The following is a 21346-nucleotide window of genomic DNA, read 5'->3' on the forward strand; positions in this document are numbered from 1 at the left end:
TAGATTTGTTGAGATTCACTGAACTTATAAAACATGGAAATAACCACCGAAGACTATCGAATTTATTTTGAAGAAGAAAATAACACCCTTTACTTTCGGGGCTTTTTAAGGCTGGAAGGCATGAAAGAATATCAGCCCTTGATGAACACCATGTTGGCAATTTTAGACAACTGTAATGAACTGACCATTAATTTGGAGGGACTAGAATTCCTCAACAGTTCTGGCATTAGTATGCTTTCAATGTTTGTCATGAAAGTACGAGGTAAAGAAGGCACCACTCTAGCTTTTAAAGGTTCCAAGAACATTCTCTGGCAGACTAAGTCTCTGAGAAATCTGCAACGATTAATGCCCAGCTTAACCTTGGAGTTCGTTTAGACTTGTTTGGATGTGACTGATGGTATTGCCTACAGTCTAATTGAGCTTAGAGTTAATCTTAAATCTTTTTTCCTGTTTCCCTATGGCCCGCAGACCCCCCCCCCGGTACACTCCTCCCCCCCGTCCTAGCTATGACCGTGATTATGGCCCCCCGTCAGGGAAACCCCCCGGCAAATTTAGCCTAGGAACGCTCAACTATGGCACGATCGCCTTATTGGCGGGAATTTTTGTTTTAGGCATCGGTGTGGGCATTGGTTTTAGTTCCACCGCCAGCTTCAGCCCGGAGAATGTTGCTTCTCGGGAAGTCATTGACCGCAGTGCTCCCAATGCCGAGGTGTGTGTACAGTTTGGTTCCAGTGCCATTGTCACCGATATGCGGGTGTTTGTGACCCTTAATCCTTTCAACGTATTTGTCACCCAACCGGTGATGCAGCCAGGCTGTGTGTTACGCCGTAATAACTGGAGCATTTTAGAGCGGGAAAAATTGGTGGATAGCCGTCAGGTAAACGACTGCAAAAACCGCATGAATACCTTTGGTTTTACCGGGCCTTTGGAGGGAACTCCCCGCATTGACTGTATCTATCAAAATGAAGCGGCGGGCAATTTATTTACTAATCAACCGGGGGCGGTGGGGCCAAGACCGGCCACCGATAAGTTTTAGGGTTAGAGGGCAGAGGTACAGTGACAATTTGAACCGTTCCCAAGGAATCCGGAAGCTTTTACGTGGTTTTTAGCTAGCCTCGCATAAGTGAAATAAAGAAAACTGATCTAGGGGCAGGATAAATCCATTGAGATATTCACCCCAACCTGAAAGGCTCAAGGGTCGATAGGATATAAAGAGCTTCTTCGTTTGCTTATCCGTTTAAAGTGGGTCACCATGAATTTAGTCAGCCTCGAAAATTTTTTAGACAATACTGCATTCCTGGTTCTTTTGCTGACCATGTTTTCTTACTGGGTTGCGGTGGTATTCCCTAAACCATGGTTAGTGCAGGGGGCCAGTGGGGCCATGGCGATCGCCAATTTGACCATAGCGGCTCTGTTGGGGGCCCGGTGGCTGGAAGCGGGTTATTTTCCCATTAGTAATCTATACGAATCTCTCTTTTTCCTAGCTTGGGGCATCACAGCGGTGCATTTCATTGCCGAGCGTATGAGCCAAAGCCGTTTTGTCGGAGCAGTCACTAGTCCCATCGCCTTGGGTATTGTGGCCTTTGCCGCTTTAACCTTGCCGGTGGATATGCAACAATCAGCCCCCCTTGTGCCAGCGCTGAAGTCCAACTGGTTGATGATGCACGTTAGCGTCATGATGGTCAGCTATGCCACCCTCATGGTGGGTTCTCTGTTGGCGATCGCCTTTTTGTTTGTTACCAGAGGACAAGCGGTGGAGTTACGGGGCAGTTCCGTGGGTACCGGGGGCTTCCGCCAAGGGATGGTTAAAAGCAATAATCTTAATGGAGCTAATGATCCCAATCCTTCTTTGGAGGGAATTAGTGTTGTTTCCGGTAATGTGGCGCTACTAGAAAAAACTGCTGCTTCTGCTGCCATTAGTCTTTCCCCCCAACGGCTCACCTTGGCAGACACCCTAGACAATATCAGTTATCGCATTATTGGTCTGGGCTTCCCCCTACTCACCATTGGCATTATTGCCGGGGCAGTATGGGCTAACGAAGCTTGGGGATCCTACTGGAGTTGGGATCCAAAGGAAACTTGGGCCCTAATTACCTGGTTGGTGTTTGCCGCCTATCTCCATGCCCGCATTACCAAGGGTTGGCAGGGCCGCAAACCTGCTATTCTCGCTGCTAGTGGTTTTATGGTGGTTTGGGTTTGTTACCTGGGAGTAAATCTGTTGGGGAAAGGTCTCCATTCCTACGGCTGGTTTTTCTAGTTTTTTCCCTTTGTTCCAACACGGCGATCGGCCAGGATCGACCGCTAATTGCTCTCCACCAATGAAAGTCAACCTTTTGACTAATGGCGGAACCCATTGAGCCAGGTGACCCAGAACTGATAGTCATTTCAAATAATTTCGAGGCTGCTTAAGTCTTTATTGACAAGCTTTTCGATAAATTTGAATGCCTCAGTCTTACTAGAAAAGACTATATCCTGGAAAATGGGGCTCTAAAGAACTAGAAATGGAAGTCCAGCATATATAGTCATTTCAAATAGTTTCGAGACTGCCTAAGTCTTTATTAACAAGCTTTTCGGTGAATTTGACTGCCTCAGTCTTACTAGAAACGACTATAGTCCAGATTTTCGTTGAGTTCCTGGAAAAAACTACCGGTTAGCCATTAGCAAATTTACGCTTGGGATACTTTAGCGGTTAATTCTTTGAGGGGTTGCCAATGGTGGATGTCGTCCAATAGCGCTTTGTAGCCCGCCACGTTGGGATGGAGCCCGTCGGCCATCAAATGGTTGTTAATCCATTCCGTACCCCGTTGTTGCCAAATTTCAAAAATGTCTAGGTAGGGAATTTGGCGATCACCACAGGCCCGTTGGGTAATGGTTTTAAAACGGCGTTGATCAGCGTGGTTGAAATAAAAGCAATCAAGGAAAGGCATCCTGGCTTCATTGACCGGCACCATACCGATAAATAATACCGGGCAGAGCTGACGGGCATTATCTAATAACTGCTCCACCTGTTTTTGGAAAAGAATTTCATCGGTGAAACAACGGCCATCGGGACGACCTAGCCGGGGGGAGTCATTAACACCAACGGAGAGAATTAGCAAATCAGGAACTTTGTTGCGGATTTCTCCCCGTAAACGGAATTCTTGCTCCAAGCGCTCACCCACTTGGGATACCCGATCGCCACGGATGCCGAGGTTATACAAAACCGGGCCATCTTCTTCCATCCAAAACCGCCGCAGTCTTTCTGCCCAACCACCACCAACGGGATCTCCGTAACCGTAAACAAGACTGTCCCCCATGGCCAAAACCTTGAGGGGATGGTCAAAACGGGCAGTTTGGGCAAAGCTCGACGCAGGGGAAATCGTTTGCATGGGATGATGTCCTAGGGTCGGGAAATTAAAATCCGGCGAAATGTGATGGATTGTAACGAGATCTTAACTGAGATTTTAGCGGTTGACGTAAGCATTTATACACATTCACCCTCCGGCGATCGCCAGATTGGGGCAAAACATTAGCTAGTGGTGGCCCATTTGCCCCCATCCTATCCCCGATAAACTAAAGGTTGCAGTAAGCAACGATACTTAAACCCATTGGTAATGACCGTACCTCCCTCCATTTCTTCTCCCGACGAAAGCTTGGGCCTAGCTCTCCACAGCGCCACTGGCCAGCTAGGTTTAGCTCTGCAACGGGGTGAAACCCTTCTCCATCAGCAGGCCTGGGAGTTGGATCGGCAATTACTCAATCAATTACATGGTTGTTTAGCGGATTTTTTTCCCTACCAGCAATGGTCACAGTTGAATTATCTTGCCGTTGCCCAAGGCCCCGGTAGTTTTACCAGTGTCCGCATTGGCATGGTTACAGCCCGTACCCTAGCCCAGCAATTACAAATTCCCCTATTCCCCATTTCCACCTTGGCTTGTTTTGCCCAATCCCTAATTAATATCTGCAACAACGGGGAATTATTAGCGGTCACCATGTCCGCAACCAGGGGTTACCTTTATGGTGCATTGTACCGGATTGCTGAGGGTACATTAATTACTCTGGACGGCGATCGCCTTTGGTTACCAGAAGATTGGCAACAATTTATGGAAGATAAACAGGTGGAACAGGTTCATCGTGTTCCAGATCGGCTTGGTATCAATGCCCCCCAACTCCTCACCCTAGCTCGGCAACGGTGGCTCCTTGGCGATCGGCCCCATTGGTCAGCGGCCCAACCTTTCTATGGCATGAGTCCCACCGATCCTGTCGTAAATTAATCGAATTTTTGTTGAAAATTTCTTATAAATAGCTGGGAATAAATTAGATTATAACGTTGATTTTTTAGTTAACCATTGCCAAGTAAATAAAATAAGAAAAGCAGGATTATTGACTAAATATCGTCGCCATAATCGCCCTGGTTCCATTAATAAACGATAAAGCCATTCCAAGCCCATGGCCATCAGCCAGCGGGGAGCTTGGGAGACCAAACCACTGTGAAAATTAAAAGCGGCCCCCACTCCTATCATCACTAGATCTAGTTTTTGATAATGGTTAGCCATCCAAATTTCCTGCTTAGGGCAACCCAAACCGACAAAGAGGATACGAGCGCCGGACTGCTTAATTTTCCTTAGGGCCATTCTTTCTTCCTCCGGTTCCAGGGGGCGAAAAGGTGGAGCATCAGTGCCGACAATATTAAGCTGGGGAAAACGTTTAATTAGGTTTACTTTGAGTTTAATTAAACAATCTTCTGTGCCGCCATAGAGATAAATGCCAAGATTTTCCCCCATGGCTTGTTGGCAAATTGTTAACATCAAATCTGGGCCGTAAACCCTGGTAGCTTCTCCACGGCCAAGCAATTTTAAAGCCCACACTAAGGGCATACCATCGGGGGTGACTAGTAGCGCTTGGTTAATAATTGTTTGATAGCTTTTATTCCCATAGGCACTCATTACCACATGGACATTAGCCGCTACCACATAACTGGCGATCGCCGCTTTGGCTAAATTAATAATGGTGAGGGTGGCCTGGCTGTAGTCGGTGCAGTCAATTCTGGTGCTGATAATGGTGCGGGAAATGGTCACAGCAAAAGTAAAAGTAGATCTTTAACCTGTCTAATTTTGCCATTGCTGGAGAGATAAAATTGAGCCTGGGCAATGATTTTTACTGCTTCATTCTTACTGCATTTCCTGGTTATGTTGAGTGATCCTTTTTTGCAACTTCCCACCCCCGATAGTGTCCAAGTGGTCTGGTTTACTGAGTTTGCTGGGGATAACCATTGGGTGCAGTGGGGCCACGATCTGGAACATCGCACAAAAGCCACCACTCAACAGTTAAGCCGCACAAGGGAAGATGAATGGTCCTACACATTCAAAACCTATGACCAGCTTTCCCCCCGACCGATTTGGCGGCACCAAGCGGTGATTACTGGTTTAACAACTGGGGAGACTCTGCCCTATCAAGTTTTTAGTGAAGAGCACCAGCAAATTCAGCACAGTGAGATTTTTTCCCTCCAACCTAGTCCTCCTGCGGAAAAACCATTGAAAATTTTGCTCACCTCCGATCATCAGCTCATGCCTATGGTGGCGGCCAATATTCAACAGGCGATCGCCGTTTATGGTGACTTTGACGCGGTATTCCACGCGGGAGACATGGTTAATGTGCCGGATCGGGCTTCGGAATGGTTTGACGATCGCCGGGGTAGATCATTTTTTCCAGTGCTCCAAGGTCGAGCTTCCGTACAGTTAGGGAACAGAATTTACCATGGCGGACAAATTTTGCAATCAACGCCGATGTTTCCCTGCCCGGGTAACCATGAAGTAATGGGACGCAATTCCCAAAGTAAAGCATTACATTTGCAGTTTAAAGACGCACGACCCCAGGCGATCGCCGAAGAAGAATATTTTGAACAGCAGGATTTTTCTGACCAGCAATACGATCCCGTTCAAGTTAACCAATGGATTCAGGACCATTCCTTTAACTTCCAAACCTATCGAGAAATTTTTTCCTTACCCCCCACCCCAGCCCCAGAAAAACAATACTATGCAGTCAGTTTTGGCAATATTCGTCTCGTTTCCCTCATGGTCACCAATGTTTGGCGATCCGCCCAACAGAATTTAGCTGTAGCTGGGCGCTATCAAGAAAGCGATCAACAGTTGCACGAACCAGAAAATTGGGGCCATGGACAACATATTTTTGAACCCATTACCCCCGGTAGTAGGCAATATGAATGGTTAAAGGAGGAATTAGGCGGGGAAGCTTTTCGCCAGGCTAAATACAAAATTGTGATGTTTCACCATCCACCCCATAGTTTAGGGGGCAACGTTACCCCACCCTACACCGACCCCCAGCCCTACGAAGAATATTCCCCCAATGGCACCATGGTGCACCGCCGTTACCATTACCCCAAAGGGGATGATCAGATTATTAAATATTTGATTCCTTTGCTGGAAAACGCGGGAGTTCAGCTAGTTTTTTACGGCCATTCCCATCTTTGGAATCGTTTTGTTAGTCCTAGGGGAACCCATTTTTTAGAAACTTCCAATGTGGGCAATAGTTACGGCGCTCATTTAGCAGATAATCCCCGTTCTTTGCCGGATTTTATCGACCCGAGCAACGATTTTCCCGTAGGCAATCCCAATGGTTTATCGCCCGTTATTCCCACCATTGCCCCTCTACTCAATGATGAGGGAGAAGCATTACCTTACATTGCCAGTAATAAAATTACAGTTTTTAGCGTGTTGGAAACCAATGACGATGGCGCAGTGGTGAAAAGCTATTATTTTGACACCATTAAAGATGATAGCGAGGTGGTTTTATTTGACCAATTTATCCTTAGGAGGGACGATTAAAAAAATGACCACTAATGCTGCTAGATAGGATTAAGCCTGCTATCAAAGTGTAACTTGTCTCCAATTAATAAACCTGCAGCGGGAAGAAGAGCAATTTGGCCAAATTAGTTAAGGTGGGTAGTTGATGCAAAAAGATGTAGTTGATCAACTATTATGACTATTCCTTCTCTGCTCAAATTATCTTTGCCACTGGTCAGCAGTATTGCCCTCCTAAACTGTGGGGCACTGCCGGAGGCACAGCGTATGAACGCCGACCAAGGCCAAGCTTCCTCCCAACTCAACAATTCAGCTGAGATTGCCCAGGCAAACCAAAAAGAAATTACAGCGGTTCCCGTTATCAATGGGTTGGAACACCCCTGGGCCATGGCCTGGCTGCCCAATGGCGATATTTTAATCACTGAAAGGCCGGGGCGACTCCGCATTGTCCGTAATGGCGTCTTAGACCCAGAGGCGATCGCCGGAGTGACGGAGGTTTCCACTGTGGCCGCCAACCAATTATTTGCTTCCCAACAGGGGGGTTTACTAGATATTGCCTTGCATCCCCGTTTTGAAGAAAATCGTTTCGTCTATTTCACTTACTCCCACGGCACCCAGCAAGCTAATCGCACCAGGGTGGCCCGGGCGGTTTTTGACGGAGAAACACTGACGGATTGGCAAGTCATTTTTGAAGTGGGACAAGCCAAGCCCGGCGGTCAGCATTTTGGCTCCCGGTTAACTTGGTTGCCGGACGAAACCCTACTAGTTTCCATTGGTGATGGCGGTAATCCCCCGGTTCAACTGGAGGGAGATTTTATTCGGCAACAGGCCCAAAACTTGGCTAGTCACCTTGGTAAAGTAATTCGCATCAATGATGATGGCACCATACCCGCCGATAATCCCTTTCTAGATAATCCCGAGGCCGCACCAGAAATTTGGAGTTATGGCCATCGCAATATCCAAGGCATGGTCCATGATCCCGTTACCCAACAGGTATGGGCCACGGAGCACGGCTCTAGGGGTGGGGATGAACTAAATCTAATTGAGAAGGGAAAAAATTATGGTTGGCCAGTGGTATCCTTCAGCAAAGAATACAGTACAGGTCAGCTCGTTGCCCCCGTCACATCTCGCCCGGATACGGTAGATCCGCTCCAGGTTTGGACTCCCGCCATTGCTCCTTCTGGTTTAGCCATCTATAACGGCGATCGCCATCCCGAGTGGCAGGGCACCATTTTTGCCGGGGGTTTAGTGGATAAAGGCATTCGTCATCTGCGGGTTAATGAAAATAATGAAATTATTAGCGAAACCACCATTCCCATCGGCGACAGGGTGAGGGATATTCGCCAAGGCCCTGATGGCCGTGTTTATGTTTTAACCGATAACAATAACGGGCAGTTACTACGACTGGAATCGTGAATCTACCGATCAAAACTCCCACAATAATCTAATTTCTCACCAAAAAGCTATCCGCCCCCCCAAAGGCTGGTTTTCAGCAATTCGGGAGAGCGGTCTAGGGGGTCAGCTTAGTTGAAACCTGACTGCCGGAAGGAACTTTAAATGTAGCTAATTCGGGTTTTGGGGAATAGTTACTTCAAAGAACGGCCCCGGCCCACAGCCGGCTAACTTCAACCAAACGACCCAGGCACATACTACTTTCTACCATGGGCATCACCTCCTGTATTCCTTAACGGTACTGACTTAAAGGGTGGACGTCTCCCAAGTTAGCTCAAGTTTTTTTGAAAGGCAAGGCAAGCGGCTAAAAATTTTTCCGCGGGGGAAATTTGACTGCCCCAATGGAGGTGGAGATAGGATGCCTGAACGGTGCCTAAACACCAACCATCCGTTGTTATTTGGTCTATGGCCAGTAGTCCCCGTTGGTGGTAGAGAGCTTGGCCGGGGAATTTCGTCATCTGGGAACGGTGAAATTCATGGCCCCGTAGGGATTCTGTTTGCCACAACCAACTGTGGGGATTGATTACCTGGGCTTGGCGGTATCCCAAACTGAGTTTTCCCCCCATGGTAAAGGCGGTGGGAAGAATCCCCAACATGGGAAAAGTTTGTCCGGTAAAGTCCGTAATGGCTTGGCTAAGATACATCAAACCGCCGCATTCTCCATACACCGGTAGCCCTTGATTAATTAGTTGCTTGAACTGATTTTTTAACTGCTGGTTGAGGCTGAGGGGTTCCATAAACAGTTCGGGAAAACCACCGCCGAGGTAAACTCCGTCGATCGCCGGAGGGAGTTCGACATCTTCTAAAGGGCTAAAGGGAATGAGTTCAAAGCCGCAGCGGGTGAGTAGATCTAAGTTATCGGCGTAGTAAAAGTTAAACGCTTGGTCCTGGGCGATGGCCAACCGAGCCTGGGGATATTTGGGGGCAAAATCAAACAGGTTAATGGGAGTAGGCAAATTGTTGGGTGTTGCCAGTAGCGGAAGAAGTTGGGGCCAGTCCAATTGCTGAGCGGCCAAATGGGCTAACTGGTCAAAATATTGCTGAATTTGGGGCAATTCACCACAGGGTACCAACCCCAAATGGCGATCGGGTAAAGTTAAATCCTGTTGACGGAAAAATACCCCCAGAATAGGAATATCCAAAGGTTCCAAAGCAATTTTGAGTAATTCTAAATGGCGATCGCCTCCTACCCGATTGAGAATTACCCCGACTAAATTCACCCCCGGTTGCCAATGGCGATAACCTTCAACAATGGCGGCAACGGAACCGGATAAACGTTGGCAATCCACCACGAAAACGACGGGCAGATTGAGCAAGCGAGCAACGTGGGCAGTGGAACTGTAGTCTGTCAAACCCTGGTGGGGAACCCCGTCGAACAAGCCCATGACCCCTTCAATCAAACTGTAGGGAGTGCTTTGGCTGTGGTAGTGGAAACAATCTTTGACATAACTTTCAGAAGTTAAAAAAGGATCCAAGTTACGGCAGGGTCGCTCGGTAATTTGGCTGTGGAACATGGGGTCAATGTAGTCCGGCCCCACTTTGAAGGACTGCACGGCCAATTTTTGTTGGGCCAAGTAGGCCAACATCGCCAAAGTAATGGTGGTTTTACCAGCACCGCTTCTTTCCCCCGCAATAATTACCGTCATTGTTGTTGCTTGTTCTGTCCCAATTCCCGAGCAATTAAATTTTCAATCAACTCTAGCAACTGTTCCTGACCCCAATTTTTGTAAAGGTGGGCGGCGATCGCCATGGCCCCAGCCCCTACCCCCTCTTTGACAAAGCCCTGTTCATAGACCTGGAGTTGGGGATAGACGGAAGAAACAAAACTCAGTTGGGAAGCCAACAGGGGCACCGGAGAAAGCAAATTAGCTAAACCGACCGTATCACCGCTGGCATCTTCACAAACCCATTTGGTTGTGCCCACCACCAGGCGGGAAAAATCCACTGCTAGATTCCTTTGTCGAGCCAGGGCTTGGATCAGGGCATACACTGCCAACATTTGGGTTCCGCCGGCCAACATCACCCCCGTACTACGGCTAGCGGCGATCGCCATTCCAGCCACCACGATTTGCATCGGATCTCCAACGGCGGCCACCACAGCGATCGGGTCCAGATCTCGACTTGGGGAACGATGGCTCAACCCCTGATGTACCAAAGCTAATTTTTGTTGATGATTGCAATGGGGATGACTACTGTTGACTTTACCCCCGGCGGCGATGCCCAACCCCAACAATATCCCCAGGGCTGTGGTAGTGCCCCCCACCACACATTCGCTCAAAACTAGATAGCCATCGGCGTGGGCCCGGGCTAACTTTTCGCCCCACCGTAAGCTTTGCTGAAAAAGATGCTCCACTGTCTGCAACGGTAAGGCCTGCCCTGTGGAGACACAGCGGGCTGCTTGTCCCCCCAGATCAATGGCGGATACGGACGGAGGGACGGGCAAACCGGAATTAAACAAATACACCGGAGTATTAAGGGCATCCACCAATGCTTTGGTGATGAACACTGGGGAAACCCCAGAAATCAAGGGCGGTAAAGGATATTTAGCCCCTGCCACAGTGCCCCTAACTAAAAATTCCGCATCGGCGATCGCCGTAAATTTTCGATCAGCGGGGGTTTTACCGGCGGCGGAAATGCCCGGAATTAACCCAGTGTCAGTGAAGCCCAACACACAGACAAATGCCGGTGGACAATGACCATGGCGTTCTATCCAGGATAAAGCTTGGTCAGACTGGGTATAAACTGTCAACATATTCCTGTAAAAGTGGGCCCAATGCGGAAAATCAAGGTCAAATACATTGAATAGATTTAAATTGTCCTTCCTTAGACTCTCTAGCCTTAAAAATAAAGATTTCTCCCTTGTTTCTATCTGATCATGGTTGCGCCAATTAACTATCACTCTATCCACTGCCTGGCAGACATCTGGGCCATCACCGGGGAAAATTTTGCTGACATTGTGGCCCTCAACGATCGCCACAGCAATCCCCCCGTAGCTTTAACCTACGCTCAATTGCGGGAAAGAATTGAAGCTTTTGCCTCTGGCCTACAGGAATTGGGAGTTGCTCCCCATCAACACCTAGCCATTTTCGCCGACAATAGCCCCCGTTGGTTCATTGCTGACCAGGGTAGTATGCTCGCCGGGGCGATAAATGCCGTCCGTTCTGCCCAAGCCGATCGCCAGGAATTGCTCTACATCCTGGAGGACAGCAACAGCCGCACCCTGATTGTGGAAAATCGGCAAACCCTGACCAAACTAGCTCTGGACAGCGAGGAGGTTGATCTCAACCTAATTGTGCTCCTCTCCGACGAAGCCGCAGATCAAGACGGCGCCATTCCCCAATATAACTTTGCCCAGATTATGGCGATCGGGGAAGGTAAAACCCCCACTCCCGTTCCTCGCCAAGAGGAGGATTTGGCTACCCTAATCTACACCTCCGGCACCACAGGACAACCCAAAGGGGTAATGCTCAGCCACGGCAACCTATTACACCAAGTGCGGGAACTGGATTCGGTCATTATGCCCCGCCCTGGAGATCAGGTTTTGAGCATTTTGCCCTGTTGGCATTCCCTAGAAAGAAGCGCCGAATATTTTCTTCTCTCCCGGGGTTGTACGTTGAACTACACCAGCATCCGCCATTTCAAAGGGGACGTGAAAGAGATTAAGCCCCACCACATCGTCGGAGTACCCCGTCTGTGGGAATCCCTCTACGAAGGGGTGCAAAAAACCTTCCGAGAAAAATCTTCGGGGCAACAAAAACTAATTAATTTCTTTTTCGGCATTTCCCAAAAATATATTCTGGCTAAACGCATTGCCCATAACCTCAGTTTGAACCATCTCCACGCTTCGGCGATCGCTCGATTGATGGCCCATTGCCAGGCCCTGGTGCTCAGTCCTCTGCATCACCTGGGGGACAAAATTGTCTACCACAAAGTCCGACAGGCCGCCGGGGGCAGACTAGAAACCCTCATTTCGGGGGGAGGAGCCCTGGCAAGACATTTGGACGATTTCTATGAAATCACCAGCATCCCTGTCCTGGTGGGCTATGGGCTAACGGAAACAGCCCCCGTTACCAATGCCAGGGTCCATAAACACAATTTACGTTATTCTTCCGGTCGCCCGGTCCCCCTGACGGAAATCCGCATTGTTGATTTGGAAACAAAACGGGATTTACCGCCCGAAACCCAGGGGTTAGTGTTAATTCGCGGGCCCCAGGTGATGCAAGGCTATTACAACAAACCGGAGGCCACCGCCAAAGTTTTAGACCCAGACGGTTGGTTTGACAGCGGAGATTTGGGCTGGGTCACCCCCCAAAACGATCTAATTCTCACCGGTCGGGCCAAGGACACCATTGTGCTCAGTAACGGGGAAAATGTGGAACCCCAACCCATTGAAGATGCCTGTTTACGCAGTGCCTACATTGACCAAATTATGTTGGTGGGACAGGATCAAAAATATTTAGGGGCTTTGATTGTGCCCAACTTTGATGCGTTGCAAAAATGGGCGGAAGCTAAAAATTTGCATATCACTTTGCCGGAAGCAACAGCTACAACGGAGGATCTCAACGCCAGCGGTTTGTATGACCCCCAAGTGGTGGCCCTATTGCGGGCGGAATTACAACGGGAAGTGCGCGATCGCCCTGGGTACCGGGCCGATGACCAAATTAAAGATTTCCGTTTTGTGCCAGCTCCATTTTCCCTGGAGAATGGCATGATGACCCAAACTCTGAAGTTAAAGCGCCCCGTGGTGACCCAAACTTACCAACATTTGATTGATGAAATGTTTTAGGGCCTATTGACACAGCCTTAGTTTGACTCCTAAATCCGCCGATAATGGAGGGTTGGAACGCCTTCTTAAAACGACCCAAATTGGACCCATGGGGGGGAGAAATTGAGCTTAGCTCAATTTCCGCTTTGAATAGGTCAAGGCAAGGAAGCAAAACCCTAGTCCTGATGGTGGGTAGGCCTACGGTAAGTCCGATAAGATATACACATCAATCTTGGGAAAACGCCATGCAGGGAACCCTGAACGAAATTGATCCCCGGAGTATCCTGCGGCTCATTGAATTGGGTCAACGGACGGGAGAGCTTTTTATCGAGGTTTATCCTCATCAGGGTCGGGGTCAGGTTTTACTGGGTAAGACTGGCTATTGGTTTCTATTTTTCGTCGATGGCAAATTGGTCTATGCCGCGGATCAGAATTGTGTCAAGTTGTCCCGCCTCCAGGACTATTTGCGTCATCACGACATCGCCCTGTCTCTGGGGGAAATGGAGCTGGACAGTTTAGCCCTCAACCACATCCCGGAATATGCCTGTCTATGGCAGTTGCTGTCGAAGAATATTTTGACACCAGCCCAGGCCCACCGCCTTGTTTTAGGCATGGTACAGGAAGTATTGTTCGATGTTTTGAGTTTGCGACAGGGAAATTTTGTCTTTGCGTTGGGCTCCGCCCTGGAGCCGGCCCTGACTTCCTTTGCCATCACTCCCCTATTGGGGCAGATGGGGCAACAAATCCAGGCTTGGAAACAGTTATATTTACACATCCAGTCCCCCGATCAGCAGGTGGCGATCGCCAAGGATCCAGCCTTAGCCAGTAAAATACCGGCCAAATTTGCCCAACATTTCCGTAGTTGGACCGATGGAGCCATCAGCCTCCGCCAAATCTCCCGCTATCTGCAAAAAAGTCTGCCGGCCATTGCCCATGGAATCTATCCCTACATCGAATCAGGGGCGATCAACATCCTTCCGAGCCATGAACCCCATAACTCCAAAGACCCATCCTGGGAAACCTTAACGGACCACACCATCCATAAAATTGTTTGCCTAGATGATGACTACGCCATCGGTAAACAGATTGAACTTTTTTTGACTAACCAAAACCGAGGTTGCGAAGTGGTGGTACTCCAAGACCCCCTCCAAGCCATGACCACTCTGTTGACCCTACAACCAGACCTGATCCTGTGTGACATCACCATGCCCCACCTGGACGGCTACGAAATCTGTCGCATGATCCGCCATTCCCCGCGTTTGCATTCCATTCCAATAATTATGCTGACCGGCAAGGACGCCTATCTTGATCGCCTACTGGCCCGGATGGCCGGAGCCACCGACTACCTCACTAAACCGTTCACCGAACAGGAACTAATTTCGTTAGTTGAATTATATTGTAAAAAATGATGATCCATTGACCATTGCCTCCTCCCCCCAGCCCCATTGCCGACAACTTGTGGGGAAATTAACCACATCGACGGGCTCCCCGACAAAAAATAATACTGACTGAATTGTTAAGGGAGCGACTATGATGGAAAATAAACCAGGCAGGATTCGCCAATTTGCTTCGGATCCAGGTTTGCAGTGCCAAGCAGAAAGGACTTTTATGAACGCAGTTTTGCTGGTTGAAGACAGCTCTAGTCAGCGCGAGATGATATCTGGCATCCTCAAAGACCATGGCTGGCAGGTCACCATCGCCTGTGATGGGGTAGAGGCCCTAGAAAAATTGCAGAACTTTAGTCCGGACCTAGTGGTGCTAGATATTGTCATGCCCCGCATGAATGGCTATGAGGTTTGTCGCCGCATCAAATCCGACCCGAAAACAAAAAATGTGCCGGTGATTATGTGTTCTTCCAAGGGGGAAGAGTTTGATCGTTTTTGGGGCATGCGCCAAGGGGCTGACGCCTACATTGCCAAACCATTTCAACCGATGGAATTGGTGGGCACCATCAAACAACTACTACGGGGCTAATTGGGAACCAAAGATTACAATGCGACTTCGGTTATGGTCATTGAGGGTTTTTAGTGAGGTGAAGGGATTTTATGGTTAGTTCTAATCCGGCTGACATTTTCATCGATAGTAGGCAGGAATTTGATCCGGAGTTTCAGGAACTGCAGGCCCTAGAAGGGGAACTTCATCTCAGGTTTTATTTGCCCTCCCGGGAAGAATTTGCCCTCCCAGCGGTGTCCATTCGGGAAGTGATGCAACAGGAACCCGACCGCATTACCCCTATTCCCAATGCATCCCCCCTATTGTTAGGAACCATTAACCTAAGGGGTCAGGTGATTTGGGTGGCAGACCTCGGGCGTTTCCTGGGTAATAACGTCAATCTCAACACTGACCGGGCGGAAATCCCTGTCATTGCCGTGGAAGATCAAGAGACCCTTTTGGGTTTGGCAATTGACTCTCTCGGTAATATGGAATGGTTGGACACGGATAATCTTCAGCCGGCCAACAATGTGCCAGATCACATTGCCCCCTACGTCCAAGGGGAGTGGCAAATTCCCGCTGGCGATGCCCCATCTTCTCCTCCCCAAATTTTGCGCCTTCTGGACCACGTGGCGCTACTCCGCTCCGCCCGCTGGGCAACTTGATAATCCGGCTGAGGCAATTAATTGATTTTGATCCCCCCTAGCCCACCTAAATCCGACTGAGGAAACCGGCAAAATGGCAACAGAAACCAATTTTTCGCAGCTTTATGGGTTGGCCTACGCTGCCTATGGACAGGGAGATTATCAAGAAGCATCTTCCCACATTGAACAATTGGCCACTGATTTCCCCGATGATCCCAATGTTTTGTTGCTCCGGGGACATATCTATGTTGGCTTGGAACAGTACGCCTTGGCCAACGAGGCTTACCAAGCTGTAATTCGACTTTCCGATCGCCAGGATTTAATTGATTGTGCCCACCAGGCCCTGGGGCAAATCCAGGGGAATGGAACCGGGGACAATGGGGCCGATGACCCCTTTGGTCAGGATCAGGATTGGCAAAACAGCCTAGATAACATCGATCAGGGCATGGATTGGGATACTGGGGTATTTACCGAGGAGGATTTTGGGGAACCAACCCTAGGCCGGGCCCCTACTCCCACCAATCCGGGCATGGATCATCCCTTTGGCCGTAGCTCTGGGTCCTTTGGTACCAGTGGGGCAAGCAGCTATGAAATCGAACATTTAGATTGGAGTCCGGAGGCCTTCACCGACGATCTCGACTCGGACGATGAACAAACCATGATGCCCCAAACAGGGGAATCTACCTTTGTGGTGCCACCGGCCTTTGGCGAAGGAGTGGTGGATTTTGCCGATTTAGCGGCGCAAGTCCCCTCTGCGGGCATGGGAGCAGCGGCGGCTTCTGAATACCCGGATTACCAAAGTTGGGATGGAGGCGATTGGAGCGAAGGCCTGGGCTTGGATGAGCCAGAAGTTGTTCCCAATGTGCAGACCCCCACTTCCGGGAGTTATGGTGGCAAGGAATTACCTAGTTTTGATGCTTTCGAGGAAGGTGTTGGCGACGAGTTATCAGATTTTAACTTGACGGACATTGCTCCGGAGTTGCCAGATTCTTCCCTATTTACCCAGAGCACCGGCCTGGATTTAAGCTCCATGGGCCAGGCCTATGACACCCAGAGTGGTGATGAGCCAGTTTATGGAGGCGCTAATGCAGCACCGCCGGGCATGGCTACTTGGTTAAAACCGGAGGGGGCCACCACTGGAGATCTATCCAGTGCCACTAGTCCCTTTAATGACCGCCCCACCAGCGAAGTGGATGCTGGTTTTCTCGGTTGGTTCACCAATGCTTCTCTCTTCAAGAAGCAAATTTATATGGCGATCGCCTCGGGACTGTTTTCCGGGGTGGTGGTTTTGGTATTGGGCAATGTGGTGGGTCTAGGGGGAAATCCTGGGGATGTGCCTGCGCCTCCGGGGCAAACCACAGAAGCTCCCGCACAAGGGGCGCCGACCCAGGGGGAAGTAACACCTCCATCCCCTGAGAAAGAAGCAAGCAAACCTTCCCTATTGAATCTAGCCCTCCTCACGGCTCTAGCCACGGTGGTCGGTGTCTTTTTAATCAACAGTCTCTTGATGCGACAGATTAAAAGTATTATCGATGATTTGCAAAATCAGTTTGAATCCATTTACGAAGGTAATTTCAACGTCCGGGCCAAGGTGCGATCGGAAGACGAATTGGGAGCGTTGACCCAAAGGTTTAACTACATTTCTCAAGTTATTCTCACTGCCACCAGCGAAGCCCAGGAAAGGGCCGCCACCACCGAAAAAGTAAGGGAAAAATTACAACGACAGGTAATCCGCCTCCTAGATGACGTGGAGGGGGCCTCCCGGGGAGATTTGACTGTCCAGGCAGAGGTGACAGCGGACGAACTAGGGGCTGTGGCCGATGCCTTTAACCTGACTATCCAGAATCTGCGGGAAATTGTCCTCCAGGTAAAAAATGCTGCCAAGCAGGTGAATAATAACTGTAAAGACAGTGAATCCTTTGCCCGCAATAATTCCAGCGACGCCCTAAGGATGGCGGAGGAATTGGCCGTCACCCTCAACTCAGTTCAACTGATGACGGAATCCATTGAACGGGTGGCAGAAAATGCGCGGGAAGCGGAGGAAGTAGCCCATACCTCATCGTTAACCGCATTGAAAGGTGGAGAGGCGGTGGAAAGAACGGTGGGGGGAATTCTGCAAATTCGGGAAACGGTGTCGGAAACGGCCCGGAAAGTGAAACGGTTAGCGGAAGCGTCCCAGGAAATTTCTAAGATTGTGGCGGTTATATCCCAAATTGCCTCCCGGACAAACTTGCTAGCCCTAAACGCTTCCATCCAGGCAGCCCGGGCAGGGGAAGCGGGGCGGGGTTTTGCCATCGTGGCGGACGAAGTGCGGCAGTTGGCGGATCGTTCGGCTAAATCCCTCAAGGAAATTGAACAGATCGTTTTGCAAATTCAAAGTGAGACCGGTTCCGTAATGACTGCCATGGAAGAAGGCATTCAACAGGTAATTGATGTAACGGATAAGTCAGAACAGTCGAAACGAGCCCTGGAGGATATTATTGAGGTGTCTAATCGCATTAACACTTTGGTGCGTTCCATCACTGCGGATACAGTCAAACAACAGGAGAATTCCGGGGCGGTGTCCAACGTTATGCAGTCCATTGAACTGACGGCCCAGGAGACATCCCAGGAGTCCCAACGGGTGGCAGGATCTTTGCAAACCCTGGTGGCCATTTCCCGGGATCTGTTAACTTCGGTAGAACGGTTCCGGGTAGAAAGTAAGTAAATCAGGAAAAACATGGCCGATCAAGGCTCCCGCCACTCCCTTAGTCTTTGGTTCCAGCGTTTGGTCGCGGCCTTTTTCCTCACAGGGCAGGTTTTTTTGCATATTCTCCAGGGGCGCATTAATCGCCGCAACACCTTGGAGCAAATGAATATGGTGGGGCCGGAATCCATGGCGATCGCCTTAATCACAGCGGGTTTTGTGGGCATGGTTTTCACAATTCAAGTAGCTCGGGAATTTATCTACTACGGAGCAACTACTACCATTGGGGGGGTACTTTCCCTATCTTTAACCAGGGAATTGGCCCCAGTGCTGACGGCGGTGGTCATTGCGGGGCGAGTGGGCTCGGCCTTTGCTGCGGAAATTGGCACCATGCGGGTAACGGAACAGTTGGATGCGCTTTATATGCTCAGGACGGATCCCATTGACTATCTGGTGGTACCTAGGGTAATTGCCTGTGCTTTGATGTTGCCCATTTTGACCGGACTGTCCTTGTTTGTCGGCATGGCAGGAGGATTAGTAATTTCTTCCAGTCTTTATGGCATCAATCCGACTATTTTTTTAAATTCTGTGCAAGATTTTACCCAGCTATGGGATGTTTTCGCCTGTTTACTTAAATCCTTGGTATTTGGTGGCATCATCGCCATCATTGGCTGTAGTTGGGGTTTAACCACCACTGGAGGAGCCAAGGGAGTCGGGGAATCCACCACCACCGCTGTGGTCACTTCCCTGTTGGCCATTTTCATCAGCAATTTCTTTTTATCCTGGTTAATGTTCCAGGGCACCGGCGACACCACCCTCGGCTAGTTTCCAGAATTAACTTGGATTTTGCCCTTTGCTCCTCCGGGTTTCTGTGGGGACAAAGCTCTGCTAAAGTCGGTTAAACAAATTCTTTTATCTTTTTCACAGCACACCGCCGCCCTATGAATATTTTTGGCATTGGCTTACCCGAACTAGGTTTAATTTTTGTCATCGCTCTGTTGGTGTTCGGCCCAAAAAAGCTACCGGAAGTGGGTCGGAGCTTGGGTAAAGCCCTGCGGGGTTTCCAAGAAGCTTCCAAAGAATTTGAGACTGAACTGAAACGGGAAGCCCAAAATTTAGAAAAGTCAGTGCAAATTAAGGCAGAACTAGAAGAAAGCAAAACCCCCGAGAATAGCCCAGAAAAAACAAGCTAAATTTTGCCTAGCCTTGTCTGGCGATCGCCGCGGTGGGAATAATTCGTCAACGTAGTGGCCATGGGGGTAACGGCAGTGGCCTCAATCTGAATAAACCAACCGGAGGAGTAAGCTATATTTGATAGTTATAGGGACTATAACCTGGGTTTTTGTCCCACTTCCAAAATCTGTTCAGATCCACTCAAATATTTTAATTTTTTTAGCCAACACTTGGCGAAGAAAAATTATAAATCGACAACAATAATATTGTTTGAGGGTCTGTAAGGGACTTAAATTCAAGCAAAATCCATTACGCATCGGTTACCATCCCCTGGCGGATGACCTTTCCAGCGGAACGTCCATGCAAAACTTTTCCCTCAAAAAAGTATTTAAAAAGCCGGAGATTAAAATCCTACTCCGGCAGTTGGAAGAGTGTTGTGGAGAAAAATTAACTATTATTGACACTGATAGCCATTGTCTGTGGGGCAAAAATATTGCCTGTTCCCAACACAAAGCCGATATTTATTGCCATGAAATTTTGGTGGGTGCCATAACCGGAGAAATTGCCGAGCATTCCGCCCAGGCGATCGCCATAGTACTGGGCTATATTGTACAAACGGAATACGAGAAAAAGCAGTTAGCCAAAGATACTCTGCAAAAATATGAAGAAGTGGTTTTCCTCTCGCAGTTTTCCAATGCCATTGCCACCTGCACCAGCTTAAATGAGGTGATTACTGTTATTAGGGATGAAATTCGTCAAGTAATTAATGTAGATGAAATATTCTTATATCTGTACGATCAAAGTCAAGATAAGTTAACTCCTTTTTTGTATAAAACAGAAGAATCCCTTCGGAATTTAAAAGCTATTGAAAATATCATTCAGCGGATATTAGAAGTTAATGGAGTTGAAGTGATTGATGACGTCCAAGATGATCATGATTATCTCAACCATCCTTCCGATATTCGTTCCCTACTTTGCTCATCCTTGACCGTACAAAACTCGATTATTGGTGTTTTGGGCTTAGCCCATTACCAGACTAAATATTTTGACTCCACCGATTTAAACCTTTTTTCCACCATTACTAGCCAGGTCGCTGCCGCTATCCGCACCGCCCAGTATTACGAAACGATTAAAAATTATTCCCAAACCCTAGAGCTTAGAGTTAGGGAACGGACTCTGGAATTAGAATTTGCTAAGCAACAATTGGAGCAGGTCAATCAACAACTCAAACATTTAGCTATTTATGATGAACTGACCCAAATACCTAACCGACGTTATTTCACTACCTATTTAGAACAGGAATGGCGACAATGTTTGCGACAAAAATCCCCCATTTCTTTGATTTTATGTGACGTGGATTATTTCAAAAACTATAATGATCTTTACGGCCACCAAGTGGGGGACCAATGCCTACAAAGTATAGCTAAAATTGTCCAAAGTGCTTTAAAGCGCCCATCAGATGTGTTGGCTCGTTATGGGGGAGAGGAGTTTATTTTAATTCTTCCCTACACTGACCAACCTGGGGCCTACACTGTGGCCGAGCGTATCCATTGCTATCTAGCGGAAGCACAAATTTCCCATGCAGATTCTCCCACTAGTCGGTACGTCACCGTAAGCCTGGGCATTGGCACTACCGTACCTCTACTCCATTATCAACCCAGTGATTTAATTAAAATCGCGGATCAAGCTTTGTATGCGGCCAAGGCTTCTGGACGGAATCAAACCAGGGGCAAGGTTTTATCTTTTCAATGTGGATAATTAGAATTATGGGAGGAAATTTAAACTAATTACCAATTAATAATCAATAAGCCTATGAGTTTAATCTTTTTAGTCATCTTTTTTCTCTTAACCAATGCCATATTTAGCAAGGTGCTGATTAGTGTCCCTGAATATA

17 protein-coding genes and 1 pseudogene are annotated in these 21346 nt (G+C 48.6%); 14 read left to right on the forward strand and 4 right to left on the reverse strand.

What is annotated here, in order from left to right:
* Nucleotides 1–33: 33 nt before the first annotated feature.
* From D082_RS08140 to ccsB, 3 genes are all read left to right on the forward strand, one after another.
* Nucleotides 34–375, forward strand: a complete 342-nt coding sequence (locus D082_RS08140; RefSeq protein WP_028948140.1) for a hypothetical protein — start codon at nucleotides 34–36, stop codon at nucleotides 373–375.
* An 82-nt stretch (nucleotides 376–457) separates the two neighbouring features.
* Nucleotides 458–1036 (forward strand): DUF3172 domain-containing protein, encoded by a 579-nt coding sequence (locus tag D082_RS08145; protein WP_028948139.1) that lies wholly within the window; start codon nucleotides 458–460, stop codon nucleotides 1034–1036.
* Between the two features lie 216 nt (nucleotides 1037–1252).
* Complete coding sequence (ccsB, locus tag D082_RS08150; RefSeq protein WP_028948138.1) at nucleotides 1253–2257, forward strand: c-type cytochrome biogenesis protein CcsB; 1005 nt, start codon at nucleotides 1253–1255, stop codon at nucleotides 2255–2257.
* Nucleotides 2258–2666: 409 nt separating this feature from the next.
* Here ccsB and D082_RS08155 read toward each other — a convergent pair whose 3' ends face one another.
* Nucleotides 2667–3368, reverse strand: coding sequence for an SGNH/GDSL hydrolase family protein (locus tag D082_RS08155; protein ID WP_028948137.1), 702 nt, complete (start codon nucleotides 3366–3368; stop codon nucleotides 2667–2669).
* 225 nt (nucleotides 3369–3593) lie between these two features.
* On the opposite strand from D082_RS08155, the gene tsaB reads away from it, so the two are divergent.
* A complete protein-coding gene (gene tsaB / locus D082_RS08160; protein WP_051738774.1) occupies nucleotides 3594–4253 on the forward strand; it encodes a tRNA (adenosine(37)-N6)-threonylcarbamoyltransferase complex dimerization subunit type 1 TsaB in 660 nt (219 codons plus the stop codon).
* 48 nt (nucleotides 4254–4301) lie between these two features.
* Here tsaB and D082_RS08165 read toward each other — a convergent pair whose 3' ends face one another.
* A complete protein-coding gene (locus D082_RS08165; RefSeq protein WP_028948135.1) occupies nucleotides 4302–5057 on the reverse strand; it encodes a WecB/TagA/CpsF family glycosyltransferase in 756 nt (251 codons plus the stop codon).
* Between the two features lie 111 nt (nucleotides 5058–5168).
* Between D082_RS08165 and D082_RS08170 the strand changes: the two genes are divergently transcribed.
* Together D082_RS08170 and D082_RS08175 are read left to right on the forward strand one after the other, a co-directional pair.
* A complete protein-coding gene (locus D082_RS08170) occupies nucleotides 5169–6824 on the forward strand; it encodes a metallophosphoesterase family protein (RefSeq protein WP_238546658.1) in 1656 nt (551 codons plus the stop codon).
* Nucleotides 6825–6977: 153 nt separating this feature from the next.
* A complete protein-coding gene (locus tag D082_RS08175; RefSeq protein ID WP_028948133.1) occupies nucleotides 6978–8216 on the forward strand; it encodes a PQQ-dependent sugar dehydrogenase in 1239 nt (412 codons plus the stop codon).
* 233 nt (nucleotides 8217–8449) lie between these two features.
* Here the strand turns inward: D082_RS08175 and D082_RS08180 are convergent.
* Both D082_RS08180 and cobT read right to left on the reverse strand, forming a co-directional pair.
* Nucleotides 8450–9898 (reverse strand): annotated as a pseudogene (locus tag D082_RS08180) (cobyrinate a,c-diamide synthase).
* Nucleotides 9895–11004: a nicotinate mononucleotide-dependent phosphoribosyltransferase CobT gene (gene cobT / locus D082_RS08185; protein ID WP_028948131.1), complete on the reverse strand. Its 1110-nt coding sequence runs from the start codon at nucleotides 11002–11004 to the stop codon at nucleotides 9895–9897. The pseudogene D082_RS08180 and the gene cobT overlap by 4 nt, the downstream one beginning before the upstream one ends.
* Nucleotides 11005–11127: 123 nt before the next feature.
* On the opposite strand from cobT, the gene D082_RS08190 reads away from it, so the two are divergent.
* The 8 genes from D082_RS08190 (at nucleotide 11128) to D082_RS08225 (ending at nucleotide 21210) form a co-directional block, all read left to right on the forward strand.
* Nucleotides 11128–13038, forward strand: a complete 1911-nt coding sequence (locus D082_RS08190) for a long-chain fatty acid--CoA ligase (RefSeq protein WP_028948130.1) — start codon at nucleotides 11128–11130, stop codon at nucleotides 13036–13038.
* Nucleotides 13039–13262: 224 nt separating this feature from the next.
* On the forward strand, nucleotides 13263–14426 hold the full coding sequence (locus D082_RS08195; RefSeq protein WP_028948129.1) for a response regulator: 1164 nt from the start codon (nucleotides 13263–13265) through the stop codon (nucleotides 14424–14426).
* Between the two features lie 199 nt (nucleotides 14427–14625).
* Nucleotides 14626–14991 (forward strand): response regulator transcription factor, encoded by a 366-nt coding sequence (locus D082_RS08200; RefSeq protein WP_028948128.1) that lies wholly within the window; start codon nucleotides 14626–14628, stop codon nucleotides 14989–14991.
* A gap of 71 nt (nucleotides 14992–15062) precedes the next feature.
* On the forward strand, nucleotides 15063–15614 hold the full coding sequence (locus D082_RS08205) for a chemotaxis protein CheW (RefSeq protein WP_028948127.1): 552 nt from the start codon (nucleotides 15063–15065) through the stop codon (nucleotides 15612–15614).
* A 73-nt stretch (nucleotides 15615–15687) separates the two neighbouring features.
* A complete protein-coding gene (locus D082_RS08210) occupies nucleotides 15688–18300 on the forward strand; it encodes a methyl-accepting chemotaxis protein (RefSeq protein ID WP_028948126.1) in 2613 nt (870 codons plus the stop codon).
* A 12-nt stretch (nucleotides 18301–18312) separates the two neighbouring features.
* Nucleotides 18313–19104, forward strand: a complete 792-nt coding sequence (locus D082_RS08215) for an ABC transporter permease (RefSeq protein WP_028948125.1) — start codon at nucleotides 18313–18315, stop codon at nucleotides 19102–19104.
* A 116-nt stretch (nucleotides 19105–19220) separates the two neighbouring features.
* Entirely contained in the window at nucleotides 19221–19472 is a 252-nt protein-coding gene (locus D082_RS08220; protein ID WP_028948124.1) for a TatA/E family twin arginine-targeting protein translocase, read from the forward strand.
* A 340-nt stretch (nucleotides 19473–19812) separates the two neighbouring features.
* Complete coding sequence (locus tag D082_RS08225) at nucleotides 19813–21210, forward strand: sensor domain-containing diguanylate cyclase (protein ID WP_028948123.1); 1398 nt, start codon at nucleotides 19813–19815, stop codon at nucleotides 21208–21210.
* Nucleotides 21211–21346: the final 136 nt, after the last annotated feature.

Source organism: Synechocystis sp. PCC 6714 (assembly GCF_000478825.2).
Lineage (GTDB): Bacteria > Cyanobacteriota > Cyanobacteriia > Cyanobacteriales > Microcystaceae > Synechocystis.